This window comes from Klebsiella sp. CN_Kp066, assembly GCF_040065135.1.
GTDB classification, from domain to species: domain Bacteria; phylum Pseudomonadota; class Gammaproteobacteria; order Enterobacterales; family Enterobacteriaceae; genus Klebsiella; species Klebsiella oxytoca.
The window spans coordinates 16,959-43,816 of record NZ_JBEAIU010000029.1 but is presented as its reverse complement, the minus strand read 5'-3'; the positions used below and the strand labels follow the sequence as shown (position 1 = coordinate 43,816).

General features: G+C 58.3%; 22 protein-coding genes. 6 read left to right on the top strand and 16 right to left on the bottom strand.

The annotated features are described in order from the left end of the window. Positions 1–10: 10 nt before the first annotated feature. Entirely contained in the window at positions 11–883 is an 873-nt protein-coding gene (locus ABLV75_RS10020; protein WP_004102798.1) for a LysR family transcriptional regulator, read from the bottom strand. Between the two features lie 106 nt (positions 884–989). On the opposite strand from ABLV75_RS10020, the gene budA reads away from it, so the two are divergent. From budA to ABLV75_RS10005, 3 genes are read left to right on the top strand one after another with little or no spacing between them, the layout of a single operon-like run. After that, entirely contained in the window at positions 990–1,769 is a 780-nt protein-coding gene (gene budA / locus ABLV75_RS10015) for an acetolactate decarboxylase (RefSeq protein WP_004102800.1), read from the top strand. Between the two features lie 10 nt (positions 1,770–1,779). Continuing rightward, complete coding sequence (gene alsS / locus ABLV75_RS10010; protein WP_004102803.1) at positions 1,780–3,459, top strand: acetolactate synthase AlsS; 1,680 nt, start codon at positions 1,780–1,782, stop codon at positions 3,457–3,459. Between the two features lie 23 nt (positions 3,460–3,482). Beyond that, positions 3,483–4,253, top strand: a complete 771-nt coding sequence (locus tag ABLV75_RS10005) for a (S)-acetoin forming diacetyl reductase (protein WP_004102805.1) — start codon at positions 3,483–3,485, stop codon at positions 4,251–4,253. 53 nt (positions 4,254–4,306) lie between these two features. Here ABLV75_RS10005 and ABLV75_RS10000 read toward each other — a convergent pair whose 3' ends face one another. The 11 genes from ABLV75_RS10000 to nqrC all read right to left on the bottom strand — a co-directional run bounded on the left by ABLV75_RS10000 (position 4,307) and on the right by nqrC (position 17,577). Continuing rightward, complete coding sequence (locus ABLV75_RS10000) at positions 4,307–5,377, bottom strand: ABC transporter ATP-binding protein (RefSeq protein ID WP_004102806.1); 1,071 nt, start codon at positions 5,375–5,377, stop codon at positions 4,307–4,309. Continuing rightward, positions 5,370–7,139, bottom strand: coding sequence for an iron ABC transporter permease (locus ABLV75_RS09995; protein ID WP_004102807.1), 1,770 nt, complete (start codon positions 7,137–7,139; stop codon positions 5,370–5,372). Before ABLV75_RS09995 ends, ABLV75_RS10000 begins: the two co-directional genes overlap by 8 nt. A 71-nt stretch (positions 7,140–7,210) precedes the next feature. Further along, on the bottom strand, positions 7,211–8,299 hold the full coding sequence (locus ABLV75_RS09990; RefSeq protein WP_004102808.1) for an ABC transporter substrate-binding protein: 1,089 nt from the start codon (positions 8,297–8,299) through the stop codon (positions 7,211–7,213). A 541-nt stretch (positions 8,300–8,840) separates the two neighbouring features. After that, positions 8,841–9,326, bottom strand: a complete 486-nt coding sequence (locus tag ABLV75_RS09985) for a TlpA disulfide reductase family protein (RefSeq protein WP_004102810.1) — start codon at positions 9,324–9,326, stop codon at positions 8,841–8,843. Then, positions 9,313–10,008: an ABC transporter ATP-binding protein gene (locus tag ABLV75_RS09980; protein ID WP_004102812.1), complete on the bottom strand. Its 696-nt coding sequence runs from the start codon at positions 10,006–10,008 to the stop codon at positions 9,313–9,315. Before ABLV75_RS09980 ends, ABLV75_RS09985 begins: the two co-directional genes overlap by 14 nt. Positions 10,009–10,012: 4 nt before the next feature. Continuing rightward, positions 10,013–11,143: an FtsX-like permease family protein gene (locus tag ABLV75_RS09975; protein ID WP_004102814.1), complete on the bottom strand. Its 1,131-nt coding sequence runs from the start codon at positions 11,141–11,143 to the stop codon at positions 10,013–10,015. Then, positions 11,133–12,416 carry an ABC transporter permease gene (locus ABLV75_RS09970; RefSeq protein WP_032734652.1) on the bottom strand — a complete coding sequence of 428 codons (1,284 nt, stop codon included), beginning with the start codon at positions 12,414–12,416 and terminating at the stop codon, positions 11,133–11,135. The genes ABLV75_RS09975 and ABLV75_RS09970 overlap by 11 nt, the downstream gene beginning before the upstream one ends. A 2-nt stretch (positions 12,417–12,418) precedes the next feature. Continuing rightward, positions 12,419–13,798 carry a Fe-S-containing protein gene (locus ABLV75_RS09965; protein WP_032734651.1) on the bottom strand — a complete coding sequence of 460 codons (1,380 nt, stop codon included), beginning with the start codon at positions 13,796–13,798 and terminating at the stop codon, positions 12,419–12,421. A 262-nt stretch (positions 13,799–14,060) separates the two neighbouring features. Further along, complete coding sequence (locus tag ABLV75_RS09960; RefSeq protein ID WP_004102822.1) at positions 14,061–14,588, bottom strand: iron transporter; 528 nt, start codon at positions 14,586–14,588, stop codon at positions 14,061–14,063. Positions 14,589–14,615: 27 nt separating this feature from the next. After that, entirely contained in the window at positions 14,616–16,556 is a 1,941-nt protein-coding gene (locus ABLV75_RS09955) for an FTR1 family protein (protein ID WP_195605845.1), read from the bottom strand. Between the two features lie 250 nt (positions 16,557–16,806). After that, positions 16,807–17,577, bottom strand: coding sequence for an NADH:ubiquinone reductase (Na(+)-transporting) subunit C (nqrC, locus tag ABLV75_RS09950; protein ID WP_017145718.1), 771 nt, complete (start codon positions 17,575–17,577; stop codon positions 16,807–16,809). A 303-nt stretch (positions 17,578–17,880) separates the two neighbouring features. On the opposite strand from nqrC, the gene ABLV75_RS09945 reads away from it, so the two are divergent. Both ABLV75_RS09945 and fdhF read left to right on the top strand, forming a co-directional pair. Beyond that, positions 17,881–18,963, top strand: a complete 1,083-nt coding sequence (locus tag ABLV75_RS09945) for a malate/lactate/ureidoglycolate dehydrogenase (RefSeq protein ID WP_004102825.1) — start codon at positions 17,881–17,883, stop codon at positions 18,961–18,963. A gap of 237 nt (positions 18,964–19,200) precedes the next feature. Beyond that, positions 19,201–21,351 carry a formate dehydrogenase subunit alpha gene (fdhF, locus tag ABLV75_RS09940; protein ID WP_016809484.1) on the top strand — a complete coding sequence of 717 codons (2,151 nt, stop codon included), beginning with the start codon at positions 19,201–19,203 and terminating at the stop codon, positions 21,349–21,351. Between the two features lie 391 nt (positions 21,352–21,742). Here the strand turns inward: fdhF and ABLV75_RS09935 are convergent, their stop codons facing one another. Continuing rightward, positions 21,743–22,894, bottom strand: coding sequence for a M20 aminoacylase family protein (locus tag ABLV75_RS09935; RefSeq protein ID WP_004102827.1), 1,152 nt, complete (start codon positions 22,892–22,894; stop codon positions 21,743–21,745). Positions 22,895–23,176: 282 nt separating this feature from the next. Between ABLV75_RS09935 and ABLV75_RS09930 the strand changes: the two genes are divergently transcribed. Next, positions 23,177–24,382 (top strand): MFS transporter, encoded by a 1,206-nt coding sequence (locus ABLV75_RS09930; protein ID WP_202860360.1) that lies wholly within the window; start codon positions 23,177–23,179, stop codon positions 24,380–24,382. Positions 24,383–24,482: 100 nt separating this feature from the next. Here ABLV75_RS09930 and ABLV75_RS09925 read toward each other — a convergent pair whose 3' ends face one another. The 3 genes from ABLV75_RS09925 to ABLV75_RS09915 all read right to left on the bottom strand — a co-directional run bounded on the left by ABLV75_RS09925 (position 24,483) and on the right by ABLV75_RS09915 (position 26,788). Further along, positions 24,483–25,205, bottom strand: a complete 723-nt coding sequence (locus ABLV75_RS09925) for an amino acid ABC transporter ATP-binding protein (RefSeq protein WP_004113533.1) — start codon at positions 25,203–25,205, stop codon at positions 24,483–24,485. After that, the gene (locus ABLV75_RS09920; RefSeq protein ID WP_348854932.1) at positions 25,192–25,956 is read right to left on the bottom strand and encodes an amino acid ABC transporter permease; all 765 of its coding nucleotides are present in this window, start codon (positions 25,954–25,956) and stop codon (positions 25,192–25,194) included. Before ABLV75_RS09920 ends, ABLV75_RS09925 begins: the two co-directional genes overlap by 14 nt. A 64-nt stretch (positions 25,957–26,020) precedes the next feature. Continuing rightward, positions 26,021–26,788 (bottom strand): basic amino acid ABC transporter substrate-binding protein, encoded by a 768-nt coding sequence (locus tag ABLV75_RS09915; protein WP_004113537.1) that lies wholly within the window; start codon positions 26,786–26,788, stop codon positions 26,021–26,023. Positions 26,789–26,858: the final 70 nt, after the last annotated feature.

Genomic DNA, 26,858 nt, shown 5'->3' with positions numbered 1-26,858 from the left:
ACCTCGCCGGTTAAAACATGGCCAGGAAATGCTTCACCGTGCGCGAACGCTCGTAGCGTCGCCAGGCGATAGCAATATCGGTTTTTAGCGGCGCGCCCGCCAAAGGGTGGTAGCTGACGCCAGGTAGCGTGATGCAGGTCATCGACTGCGGCACCAGCGCAAAGCCGAATCCGGCTTCCACCATGCTGAGCGACGACGATATTTGCGATGACTGATAGGCTCGCTGCACGTCAATACCGGCGCGCAGATAGCTGTTGAACACCAGCTCATACAGGCCAGGGGCCACTTCGCGCGGAAAAAGAATCGGCGCCACGTCGGTAAGCTGCTCGAGCGCGAGTTCATCGCATGACGACAGCGGATGCGAACGCGCCAGCGCGATCACCATCGGCTCCTGATCGATAATCCGCAGATTAAAGGCTTTACTGCTTTCACAAGGCAGGCGTACAAAAGCAATATCCAGCTCCGCTTCGCCAAGCGCACCCATCAGCGTCGCCATATTGCCCTCGATTTGATGCAGCGTTACCGCCGGGTAACGTTGTTGGAACTGCTGCAGCAGGCTAAAGATCTGCGGATGGAAGGCATCAGAACTGGTAATGCCCAGCGCCAGCCGACCGTTCAGTCCGCGGGCGATCCCTTTCGTCTTTTCGAGCGCCGCATCGCTCAGGGCGAGGATCTGGCAGGCATCCTCATAGAACGACTCCCCCGCTTCCGTTAGCTCAACGCCGCGCGTTAAACGGCGGAAAAGCGGCGTGCCAATTTCCCGTTCAAGCCGTTGAATTTGTTGGCTTAAAGGCGGCTGTGAGATACCAAGTTCTTTTGCCGCTTTAGTGAAATGTCGCGCCTCGGCGACGGCGACAAAGTAGCGCAGATAACGAAGTTCCATATCGAAAACGTCTCAAACAAGCATAGATTCTATATTGGAACTGTGAGCTGAATCGCGTCAACATTTATTTAACCTTTCTGATATTCGTTGAACGAGGAAGCGGGTAATGAACCATTCTGCTGAATGCTCTTGTGAAGAGAGCCTGTGTGAAACTCTACGAGGGTTTTCCGCGCAACATCCCGATAGCGTCATCTACCAGACCTCTCTGATGAGCGCGCTGTTGAGCGGCGTTTATGAAGGCAATACCACCATCGCTGATTTACTCACCCACGGCGATTTTGGCCTGGGAACCTTTAATGAACTGGACGGCGAGCTGATCGCGTTTAGCAGCGAGGTATACCAGCTGCGCGCCGACGGCAGCGCCCGTAAAGCCCGAATGGAACAGCGCACGCCGTTTGCGGTGATGACCTGGTTTCAGCCGCAGTATCGTAAAACGTTCGATAAACCGGTGAGCCGCCAGCAGTTGCACGACATTATCGACCAGCAAATACCCTCCGATAATCTCTTCTGCGCCTTGCGCATTAACGGTCATTTTCGTCATGCGCATACCCGCACCGTACCGCGCCAGACCCCGCCCTACCGGGCGATGACCGACGTGCTCGACGACCAGCCGGTATTCCGCTTCAACCAGCGCGAAGGGGTACTGGTCGGCTTCCGTACCCCGCAGCATATGCAGGGCATTAACGTTGCCGGCTACCACGAACATTTCATCACCGATGACCGTCAGGGCGGCGGTCATCTGCTCGATTATCAGCTCGACCACGGCGTGCTGACCTTTGGCGAAATCCACAAATTGATGATTGACCTTCCTGCCGATAGCGCCTTCCTGCAGGCGGATCTGCACCCGGACAATCTAGATGCCGCCATTCGCTCAGTCGAAAACTAAGGAGATTCTCGTGGATAATCAACATCAACCTCGCCAGTGGGCGCATGGCGCCGACCTGATCGTCAGCCAGCTGGAGGCCCAGGGCGTTCGCCAGGTCTTCGGCATTCCGGGGGCAAAAATCGATAAGGTCTTTGATTCGCTACTGGACTCCTCAATTCGCATTATCCCGGTACGCCACGAGGCCAACGCCGCCTTTATGGCCGCTGCGGTTGGCCGCATCACCGGGAAAGCGGGCGTCGCGCTGGTCACTTCCGGCCCCGGCTGCTCCAATCTGATTACCGGTATGGCCACCGCTAACAGCGAAGGCGATCCGGTGGTGGCGCTGGGCGGTGCGGTAAAACGCGCCGACAAGGCCAAACAAGTGCACCAGAGTATGGATACGGTGGCGATGTTCAGCCCGGTAACCAAATACTCGGTGGAAGTCACCGCATCCGATGCGCTGGCGGAGGTCGTGTCTAACGCATTTCGCGCCGCCGAGCAGGGACGGCCGGGAAGCGCCTTCGTCAGTCTGCCGCAGGATGTCGTCGATGAGCCAGTCCACGCCAGGGTGCTGCCCGCCAGCGAAGCCCCGCAGACCGGCGCGGCCCCGGACGACGCCATTGAGCGAGTGGCGAAGATGATTGCCGTGGCAAAAAATCCGGTATTCCTGCTCGGTCTGATGGCCAGCCAGACGGAAAACAGCGCGGCGCTCCGCGAATTGCTGAAAAAAAGCCATATCCCGGTCACCAGTACCTATCAGGCCGCTGGCGCGGTAAATCAGGACCACTTTACGCGCTTTGCCGGACGGGTTGGGCTGTTCAATAACCAGGCCGGGGATCGGCTATTGCATCTCGCCGACCTGGTCATCTGCATTGGCTATAGCCCGGTGGAGTATGAACCGGCGATGTGGAATAACGGTAACGCCGCGCTGGTGCATATCGACGTACTGCCCGCTTATGAAGAGCGCAACTATACCCCGGATATCGAGCTGGTCGGCGATATCGCTGCCACGCTGCACAAACTCTCCGGGCGTATTGACCACCAGCTGGTTCTGTCGCCGCAGGCCGCGGAGATTCTTGTTGACCGCCAGCACCAGCGGGAACTGCTCGATCGCCGCGGCGCGCAGCTAAACCAGTTTGCGCTTCATCCGCTGCGCATCGTTCGCGCCATGCAGGATATCGTCAACAGCGACGTAACGCTGACCGTCGATATGGGGAGCTTTCATATCTGGATCGCCCGCTATCTCTACAGCTTCCGCGCTCGTCAGGTCATGATTTCCAACGGTCAACAGACCATGGGGGTGGCGCTGCCGTGGGCGATTGGCGCCTGGCTGGTGAACCCGCAGCGCAAAGTGGTTTCGGTTTCCGGCGACGGCGGTTTCCTGCAATCCAGTATGGAGCTGGAGACCGCCGTAAGGCTAAAAGCTAACGTCCTGCATATCATCTGGGTCGATAACGGCTACAACATGGTGGCAATTCAGGAAGAGAAAAAATATCAGCGGCTATCCGGCGTTGAGTTCGGCCCGGTGGATTTTAAAGCCTATGCCGAAGCCTTCGGCGCCAGAGGGTTCGCGGTCGAGAGCGCCGCCGCCCTTGAGCCGACGCTGCGGGCGGCGATGGACGTCGATGGCCCCGCCGTGGTCGCCATCCCCGTCGATTACAGCGACAACCCGCTGCTGATGGGCCAGCTTCATCTCAGTCAACTACTTTGAGTCACTACAGAAGGAATCCAGCAATGAAAAAAGTCGCACTCGTGACCGGCGCAGGCCAGGGTATCGGTAAAGCTATCGCCCTTCGCCTGGTTCAAGATGGCTTTGCCGTGGCCATCGCCGATTATAACGATGCCACCGCACAGGCGGTCGCTGACGAAATTAACCAGCACGGCGGCCAGGCGCTGGCGGTGAAGGTCGATGTCTCGAAACGCGATCAGGTTTTTGCCGCCGTTGAGCAGGCGCGTAAAGGCCTTGGCGGTTTTGACGTGATCGTTAACAACGCCGGGGTCGCGCCCTCTACGCCTATCGAAGAGATTCGCGAGGACGTCATCGATAAAGTCTACAATATCAACGTTAAGGGCGTTATCTGGGGCATTCAGGCCGCGGTAGATGCGTTTAAAAAAGAGGGCCACGGCGGCAAGATCATCAACGCCTGCTCCCAGGCGGGCCACGTGGGTAACCCGGAACTGGCGGTCTACAGTTCAAGCAAGTTTGCCGTGCGCGGCCTGACGCAAACCGCCGCCCGCGATCTGGCGCATCTGGGAATTACCGTTAACGGCTACTGCCCGGGGATCGTCAAAACCCCCATGTGGGCGGAAATTGACCGTCAGGTTTCCGAAGCGGCGGGCAAACCGCTGGGCTACGGAACCCAGGAATTTGCGAAACGCATTACCCTCGGTCGTCTTTCCGAACCGGAAGACGTCGCGGCCTGCGTCTCTTATCTGGCCGGTCCGGACTCCAACTACATGACCGGTCAGTCGCTGCTGATCGATGGCGGTATGGTATTCAGTTAATAATAAATAAGCTCTGACATGGTTTGCCCCGGCCTCAGCGCCGGGGCTTTTTTTCAGCCTTTCGGGAAGATCCACAGATCGTTGACGGGCAAGGTAAGATGGCAACGTTCGGCATCGCGCAGTGCGCTACCGTAGGCGCGAATAGCGAAATCATCGCCTTCGGTGCGAAACAGATACTCCCAGCGGTCGCCGAGATACATACTGGTCAGCAGCGCTAATTCCAGCATGTTCTCTTCAGGCGAGGAGGCTATGCGCAGGCGTTCAACACGAATGACCGCCGTTGCTTCCGCCCCCACGCTGACCCCTTCCCCGGCCATTCCCCACAGTGCCCAGCTGGCGCCCTCAATGCGCGCCCGACCGTTATCCAGATCGGTGACGGTGCCGTGCAGCCGATTATTGCTGCCCATAAACTCGGCGGCAAACAGCGTTCTCGGGCTGCCGTACATCTCCTGTGGAGTTCCCTGCTGCTCGATGACGCCGTTATTGAGCAGCAAAATGCGATCGGAAATCGCCATCGCCTCATTCTGATCGTGGGTCACCATCAGCGCCGACAGACCCAGCTTGACGATCAGCTCGCGCAAAAAGACCCGCGCCTCTTCCCGCAGCTTAGCGTCGAGGTTCGACAGGGGTTCATCCAGCAGAATGACCGGCGGGTTATATACCAGCGCCCGGCCGATGGCCACGCGCTGCTGCTGTCCTCCGGAGAGCTGATGCGGGTGGCGATTGCCAAGATGCCCCAGGCCCAGCTGATCGAGCACGCTCTGCACCCGCTGTTTGATCTCCGCGGCGGCGACCTTACGTAGCCTGAGGGGGTAAGCCACGTTCTCAAATACCGTTTTGTGCGGCCACAAGGCGTAGGACTGGAACACCAGACCCAGGTTACGCTCCTCCGCCGGAATTTCACTACGCGGGTTGCCGTCATAAACGCGGGTTTTACCGATAGCGATCGTGCCGCTGGTGGGCTTCTCCAGCCCGGCGACCGCCCGCAGCAGCGTGGTTTTTCCGCTCCCCGATGGGCCGAGCAGCGAGACGACTTCCCCCCGCCTCAGCTCCATAGATACGCCCTTCAGTACCGGGTTATCGCCGTAGGTCAGGTGCAGGTTTTCTACCGATAATTCAATCATGTAATTTCACTCCAAAGCGCAGGGCGATGCCCAGACCCACGACCACCAGCAGGATATTAATAAACGAGAGCGCGGCGACGATATCGATAGCCCCCGCCGCCCACAGCGACACCAGCATCGAACCGATAGTTTCCGTTCCCGGAGAGAGCAGATAAACCCCGGTCGAATATTCGCGCTCGAAGATAAGAAACATCAGTAGCCAGGAGCCAATCAGGCCATAGCGCGACAGCGGCACCGTGACGTGGCGGGTGATCTGCCCGCGCGATGCGCCGGTACTGCGCGCCGCCTCCTCCAGCTCAGGCGCCACCTGCAGCAGCGTCGAGGAGATGAGCCGCAGGCCGTAGGCCATCCAGACCACGGTATAGGCCAGCCAGACGCTAAAAATGGTATTACGCAGCGCGCGCAGCTGAACAATCAGATGGTCGCGCAGCCACTCAGCCACCGGCAGCGCCGAGAGCCAGCCGTTTTTCAGCGACTGATCCAGCCACATCGGCAGAAACAGAAACACCCACAAAAATGCCAGCCCGGCCAGCAGCCCCGGCACCGCACGCGGCACCAGCACGCTGTAGTCGAGAAAGCGCGTGACGTTATCCGGTTTGCGGTGCATCGCGATGCCTACGAACAGATAGCAGACCACCGCCAGCGCGCCGCCGATGACCCCAATCGCCATAGAGTTAACGATGGCGCGCAGCAAATTCGGCTGCTGCCAGATGTTGCGAAACGTCGCTAGCGAGAGTTCATCCCACAGCGGGACGCCAACCCCCCAGTTCGAAATAAAGGCCCGCAGCGCAACGCCGATCAGCGGTACGCCGATGGTAACCGTTAACCAGGCCACCACGACGATACCGGCGACCCAGCGCCATTTCCCCAGCGGCAGCGCCCGGGCCTGCGATGCTTTCCCCTTCATGGTGACAAAGCGGTTGGCAGTACGCATCAGGCGGCGCTGGAGCATCACCAGCGGAATGGTGATGCAGATCAGCACCACCGCCACCGCTGCCATCAGATGATAGGAAGGCGTGCCGAGCTTGTTGGTCAGTTTATAAAGATAGGTGGCCAGCACCATATTGCCTTCCGGGTCCCCCAGCACCAGCATCAGGCCGAAGACTTCCAGGCCGAGAAAAAACAGCAGTACGCAGGCATAGAGTATGGACGGTCGTACCATCGGCAGGCTCACCGAGGTCATGACCTGCAGCGGCGATGCGCCAACCGTTCGCGCCGCTTCTTCCACATCCGAACCGACGCTGCGCAGCGCGGAAGAGATATAGAGATAGGCGTGTGGAACGTGCGTCAGTCCGGCGATCGCCACGATGCTGAACATCGAATAGATATTCCAGGGCACAAAACCGATCAGCTGCTCCGCCCATTGCGAAAAGAAGCCTACCGGTCCCACCGCCACCACGTAACCAAAGGCCAGCACCATCGGCGATACGAAAATCGGCACCAGAATCAGCGGCTCAATAATCCGTCTGCCGGGTAAATCGGTGCGCACCATTAAAAAGGCGAGGATCCCGCCGAGAGGAATGGCGATCGCCACCAGGCCGAAGGCGAGAATAAAGCCGGATTTTAGCGCCAGATAAAAATCCGGATCGGTAAAGATAAATTCGAAGGCCTCAAGGCTAAATGCCTTCGAGCGGGCAAAAAAGGGTGCCGAGAGAAAGCTCTGCACCACGATAAATAGCAGCGGGACATAAATGGCCAGCGCCGTTATCAGGACAACAATTCCGCGCGGCAACCCCTGCCACTTTCGGCGTAAAATATTCATAAGCGATCCCTTTAAACCTGGCGGGTATCATGTGGGCTGCGCATCCTGAAAAGATGCGCAGCGCCGGAGGGTTATTTCGCCGCGGCGGTGCGCCACTGTTTGATAAATTCCAGGCGTTGTTTCGGCTCAAGATACGCCAGCAGCGTTTCATCGACCGGAATGGGCTTCAGCGCGCTGCCGAGCATTTTGGTCATACCGTCGATATCATTTTTACCTTCGATATCATTGCGCAGGGAGGGAATATCGGCCTGGTTCGCCAGGATGCTTTGCCCCTTTTCCGAGAGCACGTAATCAAACCACAGCTTCGCCGCATTCAGATGCTCGGCTTCTGCGGTAATAAACGAGACCCGCGAGAGCACCAGCACATAATCTTTCGGGTACGAGATACCCAGCGAAGGGTCGTTTTTCGCCCGCGCCTCCGCGTATGAACCGAGGATGTTGTAGCCAATCAGGTTTTCCCCGGAGGAGACGCGCTCCATCATCGTCCCGGTGGACGATTGCACGGTCAGCCCGCCTTTCGCCATTCCCGCCAGGTCGTCAAAGTAGTGAGCATCGGCTTTACTGTCCTGAACCGCCAGCATAAAACCCAGGCCCGATTTTTCAATATCGTAGGTAGTGACCTTGCCCTTGAACTTATCAGCCTGACCGGCGATCAGCTTCGCCAGCGCGGTGTGCGAATCAGGAACATCCCCTTGCGGGATCAGGCGCTTATTATAGATAAAGACCACCGGTTCATAGGTGGTGCCGTAGGCTTTTTGCTGCCAGACCGCCCATTTCGGCAGCTTATCTTGTTCCGGGGAGGCATACTGTTCCGCATAATCGGTGGCAAGCTTCAGCGCCGTATCCATTGAAGAGCTCCAGACCACATCGCCGCTTCCGCCGCCCGCTGCCTGCTCGCTGATATAACGGTTGTACAATTCGGTACTGTTCATATCGTTATATTCAACTTTAATGCCGGGATATTGCGCTTCAAAACCTTTAATTAACGGACCTGCGGCCTTAGTATCCGTGGTTGAGTAAATCACCACCTTGCCTTCTTTAATCCCCGCATCCACGACCTTTTGATAATCCGCCGGATAGCCCTGAGGGAGCGCAGCAAAGGCCTGACCGGAGAATAAGGCCGTCAGTGAAATCACTAAGCCACTAATTTTCATATACATAAAATCAACCTTTAAGCATCATTTATTAAATGTAAATTTAACATATAGCGTGACGTAAGAACCTTGCAACGCCTGGGAATGTTTTTTTACGGCTTTTGTGACGCTGACGTAATTTAAATGATGGTGATTGAGATTTGGCAAAAGCCTAAAACGTTGAGGTGATGAAATATTAAGAAAAGATTAAGTTTTTCTGTTTTTAAACCTGCCGAATAAGGCATTCTTAAATAAACGAATAAAACTTGTTGGCGCAGGACGCGGTAAATCGCTGACTTCCATATCATGAATGGCAGCGGCTAATAGCCGACGCTACGGAGTCAGTATGTATAAGCGAAAACTCCCGGGTCGCGGCTGACGCCTTATCCGGGCTACGGGACCGCTGACGGTGTGAATCCGTAGCCTGGCTAAGCGCAGCGCGGGCCGGGTGAACGCTAAGCCGGTGCATTTGGCTTCACACCTGTCCCGGAGGCGGTGCTGACGCACCTGTCCGGGCTACCGGCCCGAGAACCTGTAGCCCAGCTAAGCGCAGCACGAGCTGGGGAATTTACCGTTGCGCCAGCTGGCGCAAAACCGTTCGTAGTTCATCGGGCTTACGCATCCCCTGATGCCAGTCCAGCACCCTACCGTCGCCATCAATTAATATTGATGTTGGCGTACCGATAACCTGATAGCGCTCCTGAGTTATTTTCAGCCGATCGCGCAGCACCGGATAGCTAATCCCATGCTTCGCCAGCAGCGGCGCGATATCCACGGTATCCGGATCGGTATTCACCCCCACCACCACCAGCTTATCCGGCCAGCGCTGGCTGAGCGCCTGCAGGGTATCCATCTCCGCCAGACAGCCGCCGCAGCCTGCGGACCAGAAATTAAGATAGACCGCCTTCCCTCGCCAACGATCGAGGCTGACCGGCGACTCCTGTAAATCGAATGCCGCCAGCGCAGGCGCCGTTTCGCCGCGAGCCAGCTTCTCTTCTTTGCAGCCGCTAAGCAGCGCCAGCGTCAGAAACAGCATCACTTCAGGCATGCGCATGATGATTCACCTCCTCGCCGAGATACTTTCCGTGCTGCAAACGCACGATGCGGTCAGCGAATTGACCCAGCGCCGGATTGTGGGTCACCATCACAATGGTTCGCCCCTGGCGGTGTAAATCGGTCAGCAGATCCAGCACCCGCTGCTCGTTCTCTTCGTCAAGGTTACCGGTCGGCTCATCGGCAAAAATAACCGGCGGCTCGTTAACCAGCGCCCGGGCAATGCAGACGCGCTGCTGTTCCCCGCCCGACAGCTGGCTCGGTAAATGGGTCACGCGATGCTCAAGTCCCACCTGAGCCAGCACCGCTCTGGCGGCGCTCTCATCCACCACGCTGTGGTAATGCTGCGCCAGCATGATGTTTTCCAGCGCCGTCAGAAACGGGATAAGATGGAACTGCTGGAAGACGAGGCCAATTTTCTGCGCGCGAAAGCGACGGCGCCCCTCTTCATCCAACGCCGCGGCGTCGGTGCCATCCAGGATCACCTGTCCTTCACTGGCGGTATCCAGACAGGTAAGAATGTTCATCAGGGTCGTTTTGCCGGAACCGGAGGCGCCCATGATGGCAACAAACTCGCCGCGTGCGATGCGCAAATTAATATCCTCCAGCGCCGTAACTTCCCCGAACCGCTTATATAAATGACGCGTTTCAATCGCCATTTGACGCAAAGACGTGACGGTCATGGCGTTACTCTCCTTTCAGCACTTTCGCCGGTTCGACGCTCACCGCGCGCCGCACCGGAACAATGGCCGCCAGCAGGGCGACCAGTAAAGACAGAACCAGGGTCAGCGGCAGCACCGGCAGACGCAGCGAGATGCTGGCGTTAAACACCGTTAGTCCCAGCAGCTGCGCCAGCAGATAGCCCAGCCCCCAGCCGCAGACCACCGCCGCGAGGGTAATAATGCTGGTCTCCAGCAGCATCTGGCGGGTAATATCGCCGTTGCTGGCGCCCAGCGCTTTTTGCAGCGCAAACTCTTTCGCCCGCTCACCGACAATCGCCATCAGGGTGGTGTTAACGCACAGGGACGACAGCGCGAGGATCACCATCGACACCAGCCCCATCAGCCCCTTAATTTTATCCAGCACCTGCCCCTCGGAAGCCGACACTTTGCGCACCGGACGAATCTCAAGGTTCGGGTACTGATGCTGCAGCTGGCTGGCATAGCGCTCCACCTGGCCCAGGTCATTGCTGACGCTAAGCAGCCCGTGACTGATCGCGCCGGGCTTTTGCAGCCAGGACTGCGCCACATCGAGGCTGACGATCAGCATATTGTCGGTCGCGTCCCCCGCCTCTACGATGCCTTTAATCAGCAGCGTTTTACGCCGGCTATGGTCTACCAGCGTCACGCTATCGCCAACATTCAGTGCCAGGCGCTGCGCCAGTTTGACGCCAATCATCGCGTTGCGATCGTCAAAGCTGACGCCGATCCAGCTGCCGTTGACCTGCCAGTAAGGCACCAGCTTTTGCAGCGACTCAAACCACACCCCGACCATCACCACTTTCTCCAGCTCAGTACGCGCCGTACCGTACAGCCACGGACTGGCGCCGTGAATCAGGCCCGCCGGCGCGCCATCAAGAATGGCCTGAAGCTCCGGCTGCGGCATGCTGGCGCCGTGGCCCGGACCAATATAAAAATTGGCGCCGAAGGTGCGCAGCTCTTCGCTCATTTTGCTATTGATATCGAACCACACGGCGGAGAGTGCGGTCACGATGGTCGCCCCTACCGCCAGCGCGGCAAACACCACGCTGACCCGCTGCATTCTCAGCCGCAGCGCTCGCCACACTAGCAACCACAGCATGTCGCGCTTAGCGGCCATATAGCACCTCCACAGGGTAAAGACGAGCGATCCGGCGGGCCGGGAACCAGGTACCGATTAAAGCAATCAGCACCGCTATCACCAGCACGCAGGGCACCACCACCCAGGCAAAATTCAGCGGCGTAGCAAACAGCATCAGGCCAATAGCCTTTGCCAGCCCCCAACCGGCGATACAGCCCAATGCGCCGCCGACCAGGCCGCCCAGCGCCGCTTCAAGGTAAAACAGCAGCAAAATTTGCCACTGGCGGGCGCCCAGCGCTTTCATGAGACCAATCTCTTTGGCGCGCTCCATAATCGTGCTGGTCATCAACGAGGCGATGCCCATCGCCGCCGCAGCCAGCGCGGCCAGAGTCACCACCCCCATCAGCAGCTGAATTTTGTCGATAACCACACCTTCCGAAGCAGCAACCTGCCAGACCGGACGCACCTCGGCGCCGGAAATGGCCTCTTCCAGCTGGTGGGCGATGGACGATACGTAGGCGGTGCAGTACCAGAGATCGTACTCTTCGGCATTCAGCGCCTCGAGATCCTCACGGGCACGGCGCGACAGCTCGTTCTCCGGTACCGTCAGCGCCGAGACGCGGATCGCCTGCACTTTTCCCGGTAGACCGAGCAGCTGCTGCACGACGCTAAGCGGCATCACCAGTTGGTTATCCTCATCGCCGCCGCTGGACAAAATACCGCTCACCTGGACGTTCAGCACCCTATCCGCAACGTTGAGGGCCAGGCGATCGCCGGGCTGCCAGCCGTAGTTTCGCGCCAGCGCGTGACCGACCAGCGTTTGCGGCGTCTCGCCGACCGGCTCCTGCGGCCATGCGCCGGTCACCTGCCAGAAGGGGCTGACCGTCCGCTGTCCGGTCTCGTACCCCTCTTCATCCGGGATACTGACCGGCTGGCTAAAAAAAGTGCCCAGCACGCGAATATCCTGTCCTGCAACGTTTACCTCGCCGCCGAGCATCGGGGCAAAGCCAACGATGTTATTGCGCCAGAAAATATCTTTGATGTTCGGCAGCTCGGATTCATCAAGAAAGTCGTCGCTGGCCAGCGGGTTGCTTTGCTCGCTGAACAGCGCGGGCAGCGCCGCCTGCCCGGCGGGCTCAATTAAAATATTGGCGCCGTAGGATTTCAGCTCGCGGGACATCTTGTCGCCGATATCGATAGAGACCGCCAGCAGCGCCGAGATCAGGCTGGTCGCCAGAAACACGGTCAATACCGCCAGCGCTTTGCGCCGCAGGTTGCGCCCCCACGACTGGTAGATCATTCGCCACACCATGGTTACTCCTCCTTCACCGCGTCGGGCACAAACTGCTCTGGCGCATTGCGGAAACGGTCATAGTTGGCTTCAGAGGAGAAGAACCAGGTTTTACCGCCATAGCTGTATTTGTAGTCGGCGCGGGTGTTGGTCAGGGTGGAGCCATCCACCGGGTCGGTGACGTTAATCGTCAGGACGGTAGAGAAATAGTTACCTCCGCCGGCCAGCGCCGCGCCGGGTATCGTCAGCTGTTTGTCATCGTTGCGCCAGCCGTCGATCGGCACCGGGTTACAGCCGCCGGGCTTGCCAATCGAGGGGATAAAAATGTGCACACCGCAGGCGACACAAATCACCTGATTGCCTTCCATAACGTAGCCCTGATCGCCGCACAGCAGGCAGGCGTCAAACACCACGCCAAAGCGCAGCTTATCGGGATAGCGGTTAATGATAAAAAAGCGAATCGCTTTGCCGTCGTCCGCCACCCAGACGAAGCGATGCAGTTTGCCATCTCGAACCTGCTCGACCGGAATATGCACCTGGCCGTCGGCGGCCAGCGTAACCGCCTGCGCCTCGGACAAGCGCGGCGGCTGCGAAGCCACCAGATTCCACCATAGCTGGCCGCCGATAATCGCCAGCGCGCAGCAAACGGTGGTCAACCACAAACGGCTGGCTTTACGGCGTTCGGCCAGCGCAAGGCGGCGGGAGATGGGGTCCTCCGCGGCTTTAACCGCCCGATAATAGCCGCGTAGCGCCGGGATCCAGCACAGACACAGCAGCAGCAGTATCGCGGCGGCGGCCCAGTTATACATCGCCGCGTTGTTGGTCACCCTGGCGACAAAGCTCAGCAGCGGTTTCAGCAGCGGTAGCACCTGTAGCTTCATCAACAGCAGCAGCAGGTTACCGCCGAGCGGTAGCCACAGCAGGACCAACAGCAGCAGGGCCAGCGGCCAGTAGAAGCCGCGCATTCTGCGCAGCAGCATGGCGCAGAGCGCGCAGGCAAGGCACAGCAGCGCGAACGCCGCAGCCAGCGCGGTGATATTCAGCAGCAGATCGGTGTTCAGAACGTGCGTGGAGGTCAATCCGCCCAGGTTCGGGTCCAGCGCCCAGTGCCGGGCTGCGCCGAAAGTGAGGAGCCATTGCCACAGATAGCGAACGCGCGGCGAAGACCAGCTGAAGCTCAGTAAAAACAGCAGCGATACGAGGATTTCAGCGCCGACCAGCAGAAGCTCCAGCGTCTGGCTCGGGCGAATATACAGCCCGGCCAGTAGTCCGCAGCCCAGCGCGGTAAGCAGCGTCCAGACCAGCGGACGCAGGACGGGAGGCGCGCCGCGCCCCCAGAGTACGGCGGAAAGCAGCGCAATGCAGAAAAAGGCCTGTAGCGTCGTGACGAAAAAATAGCTCATGACTTTAACTCAGTACGGCGGATGAATAACACGCCGCAGGATGACCGCCCGGCCATCCTGCGTGAAAACACTCGCATCTGAGGATGCTGAGACTGATGACAACCCTGCTTTAACGATGGCGTCGCATTTCTGGCGGCTAACGCCTCACTCTGCTTACAAAAAAGTAATATCAGCAAGTTATGCGTTACCACAGGATCGCGGATGCGAAACGGAGATTTGCAGCAGAGCGCGCTTTGTCAACAATCTGAGCCTCCGGAGACGCTTAGTTCAGACCGACATATTTAAACTCATAGCTCACATCAAACGGCTTCCACCAGCGGCCGACGCCGGTTTCACTATCGGTATGGCGGTGCATCCCGGCTTTCGACGGCGGGTCAATGTGGTAGGTGACTTTATAGTTACCCACGCCCATCATCTTGATGTTCGCGCCGTAGTGCGGGCCGTCGCTCGCCACCATCGGCATAAAGGTGCCTTCCTGTTTTTCGCCGGTATCGCTATTGACCAGGGTGTAGGAGATCGTCAGATAAGGGATCCATTCACCTGCGCCAAAACCATTTTTACCGCCTTCTACCGCGTGAATATCCGCTTCCAGATGGATATCCGACTTCGCTGCCGGCAGCCCCATGCCGCGCGGCTCCATATCAATAGGCTGCAGGTAAACCGCGGCGATCTCCATTTCATTCATGGTGACCGGCTCGCCGGCCGGATACTCTTTAAAGGCCAGCGCCGCGGGCGCGGTGAAGATACTGGCCAGGGTGGCGCTGATCATCAGGGTCTTCTTCATGGTCATCTGACTCATCCTCTCGTCTTAAAATGGTTAGCAATGCGTTTTTATGGTTTCAGCGGGTGCCTGACGACGGCGCATGATCCATAGCGCCGCCAGCGCCGCGAGCAGCAATATGCCCTGCGGCAATAGCGTTTCCACATAGGGGTAAATTCCCAGCCAGCTGATTTCCGGTATTCCGGCGATCAGCGTTGGCTGAAATAGTTTGCCCTCCACCAGTTCCAGTACCCCTTTTCCGGCGAAGACAAACGCCATCAGGTACATAAAACCGCCGGTGAACAGGAAGAAGGGTTTGAGCGGTAGCCGGACCACCGAGTAGCGCATGACGAGCCAGGCGATCAGCAGAACGACACAGCCGATAACAAACCCGGCGCCGATGGCAAGATGGCCCGGCAGCCCCTGGGCATCGCCAATCAGGGCGTAATAGAACAGCACCGTTTCGGCCCCCTCGCGGTAGACCGCAAGGAAGCTGGTTAACCACAGTCCCACCAGCGAACCGCGCGACAGCGAATGGGAGAGTTTGCCCTCAAGCCAGGCCTTCCAGTGGCGGGCTTCAACTTTGGACAGTAGCCAGTAGCTCATAAGGAACAGCATCACTACCGCAATCAGCATAGTGATCCCCTCCAGCAGCTCGCGGCTGGCGCCGGATTGAGTAAACAGCAGCTGGAAGATAAACGCCGTCGCCACGCTGGCGACCAGCGCCACCATCACCGACTGGCGGATCAGCGGCAGTTTGTCGTGATGGTTGTTTTTAACCAGATACGCGACGATAGCCGCCACAATCAGCAGCGCTTCCAGCCCTTCGCGCACGATGATCATCAGGCTATAGAGCAGCAGGCTCCACTGGGTCTCTTCGCCTTCGCCAAGCATGGTGACCGCTTTTTGCAGATCCGCCTCAAGGGCGGCGGCTTCCGCGGCCAGCCTCTCCTGCGGCTGTCCGGCCTTCATCAGGCTGACCATACGGGTAAAATGGGCCTCCAGAGAAGTTTTAAAGGCCGCATCGCGAGAACCGATTTTGTTCTCCATCCCGGTGGCTTCAAAGCGGTCGAAATAGGTGTCCTGTACGTCGAGGATCGCCTCCTGCCCCTCCCCATTTTGATAGCGCGTTAGCGCGGCGTTGATGCTCTGGTTAATTCCCTGGGCGACGCTTGCCCAGTCCGCGCGGGCGGTCGTTTCATCAGCCAGCGCGGTGTTATCGGCGCCAGAGGGAGCGCCCATCGGCCGATCGTCGCGGGTGGTTGGCAGACCCGGCAGAATATCTTCCAGATCCTGTAATAGCGTGGTGACCTGATACGACACCTCGTTCAGGCGGTCAGGCTGGGCGGTCAGAGTCAGCAGCGCGCTAAACTGTTGGTTAATGGCGGCCGCTTCCTTCGCCGAGCGATTTTGCCGCACCGAGGTTTCCATTCCGGAGTTTTTAAATCCCTGATACTGCGCCTGCTGCACCTGCTGGCTGGCCTGCGCGTAGTTGCCGGCCTGATACTCCGTTACCGCCTGCGCCAGCCTGTCGTCAAGGGTGCGGAAGCTCTCCTGCCAGTGCTGCGCAATGTCATCGCGCGTAAGCGCGGTATGCTGCTCTTCCGCCACCAGCCGATGCCCGCCGTCCAGCACCGGCTCAACTTCACGCAGCGCCTGCTTCAGCCCGTCGATACGTGCCTGCACCTCGCCGATCGGTTTGCCCTCACCAATCATGCGACGGATCTCACCGAAAGTGCTCTCCATCTCGTAGCTCTTACGCGCCGAGATATTGATCCGAATTGGCCCTTCAAGGTTTTCAAACACTTCAAAGTAGGCCATTTGCACTTCGCGCCGCGCGTCGGTATTTTTTTGCTGCTGATAAAGTTCTGCGGTTTTATCAAGACGTTGCTCGATATCTTCGATATAAGGCGCATACTGGGTCTGCGCCATCGCGCACGCGCTGCCAAACAACAGGCTCAACAGCATCAGCAGCAGGAAGGAACGAGGGCCGGTCATGACAAATCCCTTGTGAGTTAATGATAATGATTATCGTTGTCATTTTTACTCGCAATGTACATGACTTGGATCATGAAAATGTCAACCTGTGACAATTTATGTAAAATGTTGCAAAGAAATAATTATTAATAACTATCCGTTATTAGCGCGTGAGCGACGCCTGGCTTGCGCGAAATAGCTGTCGTGAGCGCATAAAAAAACCGGCGCGATCTTCGCGCCGGTTATGAGGCATATTTTGGCTTGTTCGATATTAACGGCGTAATATCTCAGGGTTATGCTGTAGCTGCCGGAGAAAATTGCCGTAGCCCTGCTCACCCACCCAATAATTAATACTCTTCTCGACGCCGACGGAGGTTAACGTCGCGCCGCTGATACCATCCACGGTGTAATCATCGTGCTGGCCAGGAGTATTTTGTACGACCTTCAGCGCCGGCTGGCCGTTATTATCGCGTATTTTTTTGCCCGGCCATTGGCGACGCCATTCGGGATCTGTCACGCGCGCGCCCAGCAGCGGCGTCTCATTTTGCTGATAATACAGCAGGTCTTTTACCGTGCGACCATCGGTAGCCAGCGCGATCAGGCCATACATCATCGATTTTGCCCCTTTACCGTAAAAGGGCAGTATAACCTGCTGAATTTCATTATCATTATTGCGAATAAGATAAACCACTGCCCGCGGGCAGCGCTGGCGAATAGGCGTCGGGTTCTGCGCTACTGCCGGTTCACCGCAGCCTTTTTGCCCAGCGGTATCCTCTCCCGGCGCAACAAACTGGCCGCTATCCAGATTAACCTGACGGACGATCACCCGTTTTGCATAGAGCGATTTCAGCGCCTGCGGATCGCGAGGTTCGTTGCCGGTTAAACCCGCCACCTGCAGCACCGCATTTTCTGTCGCCGCATTTTCCGGTACGGCATAATTGTCTTTGGACAGTAAAAACCAGGCGACAACAATTGCAAAAATAAGAATACAAAACACCATCAAAATTAAAACAATAATTTTACCTTTACGCATGCGCTTCATTTTCCCATCGGTTGGCATCCTTAATACAGAGTGCAATCATTTGCCTCTGGCTGTCCAGAGCTGATGATAATTATTATCGTTATCATTAATTCTGCGGAGCGCCAAAGCCGGCGGGATAAATATCCCCGACTGCAGAGAAAAATATCTCCCCCCTATTTTTTATTTCTCCCCTGTTCTCTGGAGATGATCGCCCAGCGTAACGACAGCCGCGCGCAAACCTTGATCTTCGCCGTTGCTCAGCGCAGCATGGAACGGCAAACACACTAAAACAATAATCCGCAACCCACTCACAGGAGAGAATCAGTGCAAACAGGACATCGCTTCCAGGCCACGGATCTGCATCATTTTGTTAAAACCCTTTTCGCCCATATGGGAAGCTCCCCCACCGAAGCGTCGCTTATCGCCGACCATCTGGTTGCCGCCAACCTGGCCGGACATGACTCCCACGGCGTAGGCATGATCCCGAGCTACGTACGATCCCACGCGCAGGGCTATCTGCAGCTCAACCGCCACGCCAGCGTGATGAAGGACGCGGGTGCGGTTGTCACGCTGGACGGCAATGGCGGCTTCGGCCAGGTCGTGGCCCATGAAGCCATGCAGATCGGTATTGAGAAGGCGAAACAGCACGGTATGGCCGCCGTGGCGCTGCGCAATGCGCATCATATTGGCCGCATCGGCTACTGGGCGGAACAGTGCGCCGCCGCCGGAATGATCTCTATCCATTTCGTAAACGTGGTTGGCAACGTGATGGTCGCCCCGTTCCGCGGCAAAGATAGCCGCTTCGGCACGAACCCGCTGTGCGTGGTTTTTCCGCGCGCCGGCCATCCGCCGCTGCTGCTGGATTACGCCACCAGCGCCATCGCTTTTGGTAAAACCCGCGTTGCCTGGCATAAAGGCGTGCCGGTCCCCGCAGGGTCGCTGATCGACGCTCGCGGCGTCCCCACGACCGACCCGGCGGTGATGCAGACATCGCCGCTGGGGGCGCTGCTGACCTTTGCCGAACACAAAGGCTACGCGCTGGCGACGCTGTGCGAAATTATCGGCGGCGCGGTATCCGGCGGTAAAACTTCGCATCAGGAGACGCTGCAGGGCAGCGTGGACGCTATCTTCAACTGCATGACCACCATTATTCTCAGCCCGGAAGCGTTCGATGCGCCGGATATGCAGCGCGAGACCGAAGCGTTTATCGACTGGTGTAAACAGTCGCCGCACGAGCCGGACGCGCCGATTCTGGCCCCGGGCGAGTGGGAAGAGGCTAACCGCCAGCAGCGCCTGGCGGAGGGCATTCCGCTGGACGCCGGAAGCTGGCAGGCGATTTGCGCCGCCGCCGAAGAAGTCGGTTTACCCGCCGACACCCTCGCGCGGCTGCGGCAGAAGCTGGCCTGATTTTCCCGCCATGACGCCCGCCCGGGCGTCATGTCATCGTCATTAGTGTCGACATCACTGCCGCCATCTCTTTTCCGAACAAATATTATCTTTATATTCAATGAATTAATTTTTGGCACGCGCTGTGCATAACGCTTGCGTCATTTGCCGGTACGCTGGCTTATGGCGCCCTGACACCGGCGGGCCGGGCCCGGTCTGTCCGTTGTTGTTTATTCACTGTTAACAGGTCTGTTACTGATGAAAAAAATCACGAGCGTTTGCCCTTATTGCGGGGCCGGTTGCAAACTTAAGCTGGTCGTCGAAAACAATAAAATTATCCGAGCCGAAGCCGCTGATGGCGTCACCAACCAAAATCAGCTGTGCCTTAAAGGCTATTACGGCTGGGATTTTCTCAACGATACCCAGCTGCTGACGCCGCGTCTGCAGCAGCCGATGATTCGCTATCAAAAAGGCGGCAAATTCACCCCGGTAAGCTGGGATGAAGCTATCCGCTATACGGCGAAAAAACTGCGTGAAATAAAGGAGAAGCATGGCCCGCGCGCCATTATGACGACCGGTTCATCCCGCGGTACCGGCAATGAAACCAACTATGTGATGCAGAAGTTCGCCCGCGGCGTGCTCCACACCAATAACGTCGACTGCTGCGCCCGCGTCTGCCACGGCCCGTCGGTAGCCGGACTTCAGCTGGCGCTGGGTAACGGCGCGATGAGCAACTCGATCAGCGATATCGAAAACTCAAAATGCCTGCTGGTCTTCGGCTATAACTGCGCCGACTCTCACCCTATCGTCGCCCGCCGGGTGATTAAAGCCCGGGAAAACGGCGCGAAAATCATCGTCTGCGACCCGCGCCGTATCGAAACCGCGCGCATCGCCGATCGCCATCTGCAGCTCAACAACGGCAGCAATATGGCGCTGGTCAACGCCTTCGCCCACGTCCTGCTGGAAGAGGATCTCTATAACCACGATTACGTCGACCGTTTTACCGAGGGGCTGGACGCCTATCGCGAAACGGTAAAAGACTATTCACCTGAAGCCGTTGAGGAGATAGTCGGCGTGCCGGCCGCTGAAATTCGCCAGGCGATGCGCATGTTTGCCGCCGCCCCCTCCGCGACCATCATGTGGGGCATGGGCGTCACCCAGTTCGGCCAGGCGGTGGACGTCGTCAGAGGGCTGGCCAGCCTCGCGCTGTTAACCGGTAACCTCGGACGCGCCAACGTCGGCGTAGGCCCGGTGCGCGGGCAAAACAACGTTCAGGGCGCCTGCGATATGGGCGTATTGCCAAATATGTTCCCCGGATACCAGGACGTCACCGACGCCAGCGTTCGCGATAAGTTTGCTAAAGCATGGGGCGTTAACCCGGCGGTCATGGACGACCAGGTCGGCACCCGAATCACCGAAGTGCCGCACAAAGCGCTGGCCGGCGAAATCAAAGCCTACTACATCATGGGGGAAGATCCGCTGCAAACGGAAGCCGATTTGGGCCTGGTGCGCAAAGGGATTGAGGCGCTCGATTTCGTGGTGGTGCAGGATATCTTTATGACCAAAACCGCAGAGATCGCCGATGTGCTGCTGCCCGCCACCTCCTGGGGCGAACACGGCGGCGTCTTCACCTGCGCCGATCGCGGTTTCCAGCGCTTCGAGCAGGCGGTTATTGCCACCGGCAACGTTAAGCGCGACTGGGAAATCATTTGCCTGCTGGCCAGCGAAATGGGCTACCCGATGCATTACGACAATAACCAGCAAATCTGGGACGAAATGCGCGAGCTTTGCCCCCTGTTCTACGGCGTCACTTATGAAAAAATGGGCGATATGAACCACGTACAGTGGCCGTGTCCGACGCTGGATCACCCCGGAACGCCGTGGCTGTATAAAGATAATCTCTTCGACACGCCGACCGGCAAAGGCCAGCTGTTTGCCGCCCCGTGGCGAGCGCCGGCCGAAACCCCGGATGAAGCCTACCCGCTGGTGCTCTGTACCGTGCGCGAAGTGGGCCACTACTCGTGCCGTTCGATGACCGGTAACTGCGCGGCCCTGCAGTCGCTTGCCGATGAGCCGGGCCGGGTGCAAATCAATCGCGCCGACGCGCAGCGCCTCGGCATCGCCGATCAGCAGCTGGTGTGGGTGAGCTCGCGACGCGGTAAGGTGATTACCCGCGCCGACATTAGCGATCGCATTAACCAGGGCGCGGTGTATATGACCTACCAGTGGTGGGTGGGTGCCTGTAACGAGCTGACGCAGGATAATCTCGATCCGATCTCGAAAACGCCGGAAACCAAATATTGTGCGGTGAAGGTAGAGGCTATTGCGGATCAGCGCTGGGCCGAGCAGTATGCATGGAACAGCTACAGCGAGATGAAAGCCCGCCTGAAAGCGGCCGTGAACGTGTAAAACACCGGAGGGAGAGACGTGCTTCTCCCTCCATATCAAGTTTTGCTCCCGGGGGCGGCGCGCAACGCGCCTTGCCCGGGCTACGGGTTCAGTGCCGTCTGCGGGCCGGTAGCCCGAACAGATGCGCAGTATCGTCTCCGGTAAATTCTGCCACTCTGCGCGCGGCTCCCGGGGGCGGCGCTTAACGCGCCTTGCCCGGGCTACGGGTTCAGTGCCGTCTGCGGGCCGGTAGCCCGCACAGATGCGCAGCATCGCCTCCGGGAAATCCAGCTACTCTGCGCGCGGCTCCCGGGGGCGGCGCGCAACGCGCCTTGCCCGGGCTACGGGTTCAGTGCCGTCTGCGGGCCGGTAGCCCGGACAGATGCGCAGCATCGCCTCCGGGATCGGTCTCTTACGCCAGCAGCGTCTCCACCAGCGTCGTCCACAGCGCCACGCCGTGCGGAATCAGTTCATCGTTAAAATCATAGCCGGCATTATGCAGCGGCTTTGACGCCGTCTCGCCATCGGTGCCGATCCAGAAATAAGCGCCCGGGCAGGCCTCCAGCATGCAGGCAAAATCTTCCGACGCCATGGACGGATTACCGTTCCAGATCACCGCCGACTCGCCCAGAAGCGCACTCGCCACCTCACGAACCTTCTGCGCTTCGGCAGGATGGTTGGTGGTCACCGGATAGCCGGGATACCAGGCGATTTTGCCTTCCACGTCTGATACCTGCGGCTGGGCGGCGACATAGCTCTCGATCAGCCCCCTGACCCGCTCGCGCACCTGGTTGTTCAGGCAGCGAAAGGTGCCGCGCAGCACGACTTTATCCGGCAGCACGTTAATCGCCTCCCCGCCGGAAATCTGGGTAATGCTTACCACCGTGGATTCCTGCGGCGACAGGCGGCGCGACGGAATGGTTTGCAGCGCCATAATCAGCTGCGCCGCGGCGACAATCGGGTCCGCCCCGCGCTCCGGCATCGCCGCATGGCAGCTCTTGCCGGTCAGGGTGATTTCAAACGCATCGAGAGAGGCCATCATCGCTCCGCTGCCGATCGCCACCTGGCCCAGCGGCATACCCGGCCAGTTGTGCAGCGCGTAAATGGCATCCATCGGGAAGCGCGCAAACAGCCCCTCTTCCACCATTTTACGCGCGCCGCCCAGGTTCTCTTCAGCAGGCTGAAAAACAAAGTGCACAGTGCCGCGAAAGCATCGGGTCTGCGCCAGATGGGCCGCCGTCGCCAGCAGCATCGCGCTATGGCCGTCGTGGCCGCAGGCGTGCATCACGCCCGGGTTTCGCGATTTATAGCCGACGCCGCTCAGCTCGGTTATCGGCAGCGCATCCATATCGGCCCGCAGGCCAATTACCGGACCCGGGCCGTTCTCCAGCGTCGCGACCACGCCCGTACCCGCCAGCCCGCGATGCACCTGAAGGCCAAATGAAGCGAGCAGTTCAGCCACCCGGCGCGACGTTTCCTGTTCCTGATACCCCAGCTCAGGGCAAGCATGAAAATCACGTCGCCAGCGAATGGCCTCGGCGATCAGTGAAGGGGACACAGCCATGACATACTCCTTTCCTGCACAGCTTCAGCGCTGAACGAGTGTTTTATGCGATTTTTTAGGGCTACGGGTAACCCGCTAGCCTATTGGTTATATCCTTTCGCCCGCTCGCTGACAACTTCCGCCAAACCCAGCGCCAACGCGCCCCTGCGCGGCATCCGGCCTGCACTGCGTTTTTTTGTAGTCATATCAACGGTGACATAAGGCGTGCGATTAATTATTATGCAGCTATACTGGCGTTTTGCCGAATAATTCACTCTACAGACCTCCTTAACCGAAAATAAAATGTTCAACCCAGAGCAGAATCGTCTTGCCCCCACGCTGGCGATGATCATGGCGGCTTCATTAGTGGGATTTATCACCGGATACACGGTGCCCTTAATCAGTCTGGAGCTGGCGCAGCAGCAGATTGATACCGTTTACGTCGGCCTGCTGGCCGCGCTTCCGCCAGCGGGGATGATGATCTCCTCCTTCCTCTCACCCGCGCTGTGCCGGCGTTTCGAGATGGGGCTTCTGCTCTCCGTCAGCCTGGTGGCGCTGGCGGCAGCTACGATCGCCTCCTGCCTGTCGTTTGATATGCTTCATCTCCTGCTGCCGCGTCTGGTGACCGGCCTGGCGTCAGGGGTAATTATCGTCATTGGCGAAAGCTGGATCACCGGCGGCGCGGCGGGGAAAAATCGGGCCACCCTGACCGGCATTTATGCCTCCGCCTTTACCGGCTGTCAGCTGGCGGGGCCGCTGCTGATCTCCGCCGGAGAGGCCTGGCAATCCTGGACGCTGCTGCTGGTCGGCGTGGTGACCCTCGCCTGCCTGCTGATGCTGCGCCACCTGCCAACAGGCAGCCGCGAACGGCTGGCGGAACGGGCCAGTTGGCGCAGCCTCGGCGCTTTTTTACCGGTGCTGGCTTCCGGCGTTTTCTGCTTTGCCTTTTTTGATGCTAGCATACTGGCGCTGCTGCCGCTTTACGGTATGGATAAAGGGCTGAATGAAGTGACGGCGGTATTGCTGGTTACGGTAGTACTTACCGGCGATGCCGTATTTCAGGCGCCGCTGGGCTGGATTGCCGACCGCTTCGGCATCCGCCGCGTACATCTGACCTGCGCAATGGTCTTCTGCCTCGCCCTGCTGGCCCTGCCGTTCCTGCTGGCATCGTACATCCAGCTGATTGTCGGCTGCCTGATTCTCGGCGCCGCGGCGGGGGCACTCTATACCCTATCGCTGGTCCGCGCCGGGAAAACCTTCTCCGGGCAGAAGCTGATTATGATCAACGCCCTGCTGGGCTTCTTTTGGTCTGCGGGCAGCGTGGCCGGCCCGGTGGTCAGCGGCTTGTTGATTAGCGTCTCGGGCTATGACGGCCTGCTTATCACGCTGTTTGTCAGCGGCGCGCTGTTCCTGCTGATTCAGTGCCTGGGCAAAAACGAAAAAGCGCTACTGGCGGACGAACATGAGCGCGAAGAAGAGAGGGATGATATTCGCGAGGCGGCGCAGTAACGCTTAAGGGCAGTCACGGTTTGACAGAACGAAAGCGCCCTCATCGCCCGCGCAAGGTCTTCTCCCCGGCAGCGCCGTCGCGCGCCGGGGCCGGGAGTCGTTACAGCACTTTACTTAAAAACGCGGCGGTGCGCGGGTTAGTCGGCGCGCCAAAGATCTGCGCCGGTTTACCCTCTTCCTGAATGATGCCCTGGTCGATAAAGATAACCCGGTCGGCTACTTCACGGGCAAAGCCCATCTCGTGGGTTACGATCACCATGGTCATCCCTTCGCTGGCGAGATTTTTCATCACCTCCAGCACGTCGCCCACCAGCTCAGGATCGAGCGCCGAAGTGGGCTCATCAAACAGCATAATCGATGGCTTCATCGCCAGCGCGCGCGCGATGGCCACGCGCTGCTGCTGGCCGCCGGAAAGGCTGGAGGGCCAGGCGTCGCGCTTATCGCTCAGTCCGACTTTCGCCAACAGCTCTTCCGCCAGATGCGTTGCCTCCGCACGCGCCATGCCGCGCAGGCTCATCGGGGCCATAATCAGGTTTTCCAGCACCGTTTTGTGCGGGAACAGATTGAAGCGCTGAAAAACCATACCAACGCTTTCCCGCATCTTATTCAGGTCGGTCGCGCGATCGTGAGCGGCATAGCCGTTCACCTCGACTTCGCCTTCGCTAACGGTTTCCAGCGCGTTCATGCAGCGCAGGAAGGTGCTTTTCCCGGAACCGGACGGCCCAATGATACAGACCACTTCCTGTGGCTTAATATCGCAGCTGATGCCGCGCAGAACGTGGCTGTCGCCGAAGCGCTTGTGCAGATTGTTAATGTGAATCACTTTTGCCAAACCTCTTTTCCAGACGGTTAACCAGCTGCGCCAGCAGGAAAGTAATAACCCAGTACATCAGAGAGATGGTCAGGTAGGGTTCCCAGTAGGTGGCGTAAGCGCCGGAAACGGTGCGCGCGGCGTAGGCCAGGTCCGCCAGACCAATAGCCGACGCCAGCGAGGAGTCCTTGACGATGGCGATGGCGTTGTTGCCCAGCGGCGGCAGTATGCGGCGAAACGCCTGCGGCAGAATCACCTGACGCATGGTTTCCCACCACGGCATTCCCAGCGCGCGGGAAGCTTCCATTTGCCCCTTATCGATCGACTGGATCCCGGCGCGGAAGATCTCCGACACGTAAGCCCCGGCGTTCAGCGTAATCGCCACGATACAGGAGAGAAACGCGCCATAGTTTGAGCGCAGCTCGCGGGCAAAATCGGCGCTCATCATGCCGCTGGTCACCAGCAAACCGTCGCGGGGATTGATAAACAGCGGCACCAGCGCAAAGTGCACCACCATAATTTGCACGAACAGCGGCGTGCCGCGAAACGCGCTGACGTAAAAGCGCACCGGAAACTGCACCAGGTAACGCAGAACGTACTTCCATACCCCATGTTCGGCTTTCGCCATGCGCCCCAGCCCGAGGGTCAGCCCCCACAGGGTGCCGAGGATCACGCAGATAATGGTACATTTAATGGTCATCAGGGCACCGTCCATAAACAGCGGACCGTACTCCTCAATGATCTCCCAACGGAATCCCGTCATAGCCCTTCCCTAAAAAATACGGCTATCGCCAGTGCCGATAGCCGTGATGAAAATAAAAATCGAATTATTGCGCTGGCAGTGTCGGAACGTTCTCGTCGAACCAGGTTTTATAGATTTTGGCGTAAGTGCCGTCAGCGACGATCTTCTGTAAACCGGCGTTTATTTTCGCCTGCAGCTCGCTGTTGCCTTTGGCCACCGCGATGCCGAAATACTGGCGCTCAAATTTGGCATCCGGCACCAGCTTGAACTGCTTCTCGGGGTGCTGCTTAATGTAATATTTCACCACGCCGACGTCGCCGACCGCGGCGCTTACGCCGTCTTCAAACAGCTCCTGCAGCATCAGCGGGGTATTATCAAAACGCTTGATTGACGTGCTGTTCTTACCCAGCACCTCGGAAACCACAATATCGCCGGTGCTGGAGTTCACCACGCCGACTTTCTCATTTTTCAGCGCCTCAAGGGAGGTGACTTTCGAATCCGCCGGCACGACGATGGACTGCTCGGCCGGGAAATAAGGGGCGGAGAAATCCACCATTTGCTTACGCTTATCGGTGATGGTGATCCCGGAAATAATAATGTCGCGATCGCCGGTACTGAGAGTGGCGAAGATCCCTTCCCACGGCGTATTGACCAGTTTGATATCAAAGCCTTCCGCTTTGGCGATCGCTTTAATGATATCGATATCAAAACCTTCCAGCTGTTTTTGGCTGTTCTCAAATTCAAACGGGCGATAGGTGCCGCCGGAGCCCACCACATACGTTTGCTGAGCCGCCTGAGCGGTGCCTATCATTGCTGCCATCAGGCAACATGCTTTCATCCAGTTCTTAACCATGACAACTCCGTTTTATGCATTAATTTTGCATAAAAATACACACAGTCAGCATGGCATGCAACCGGAAACC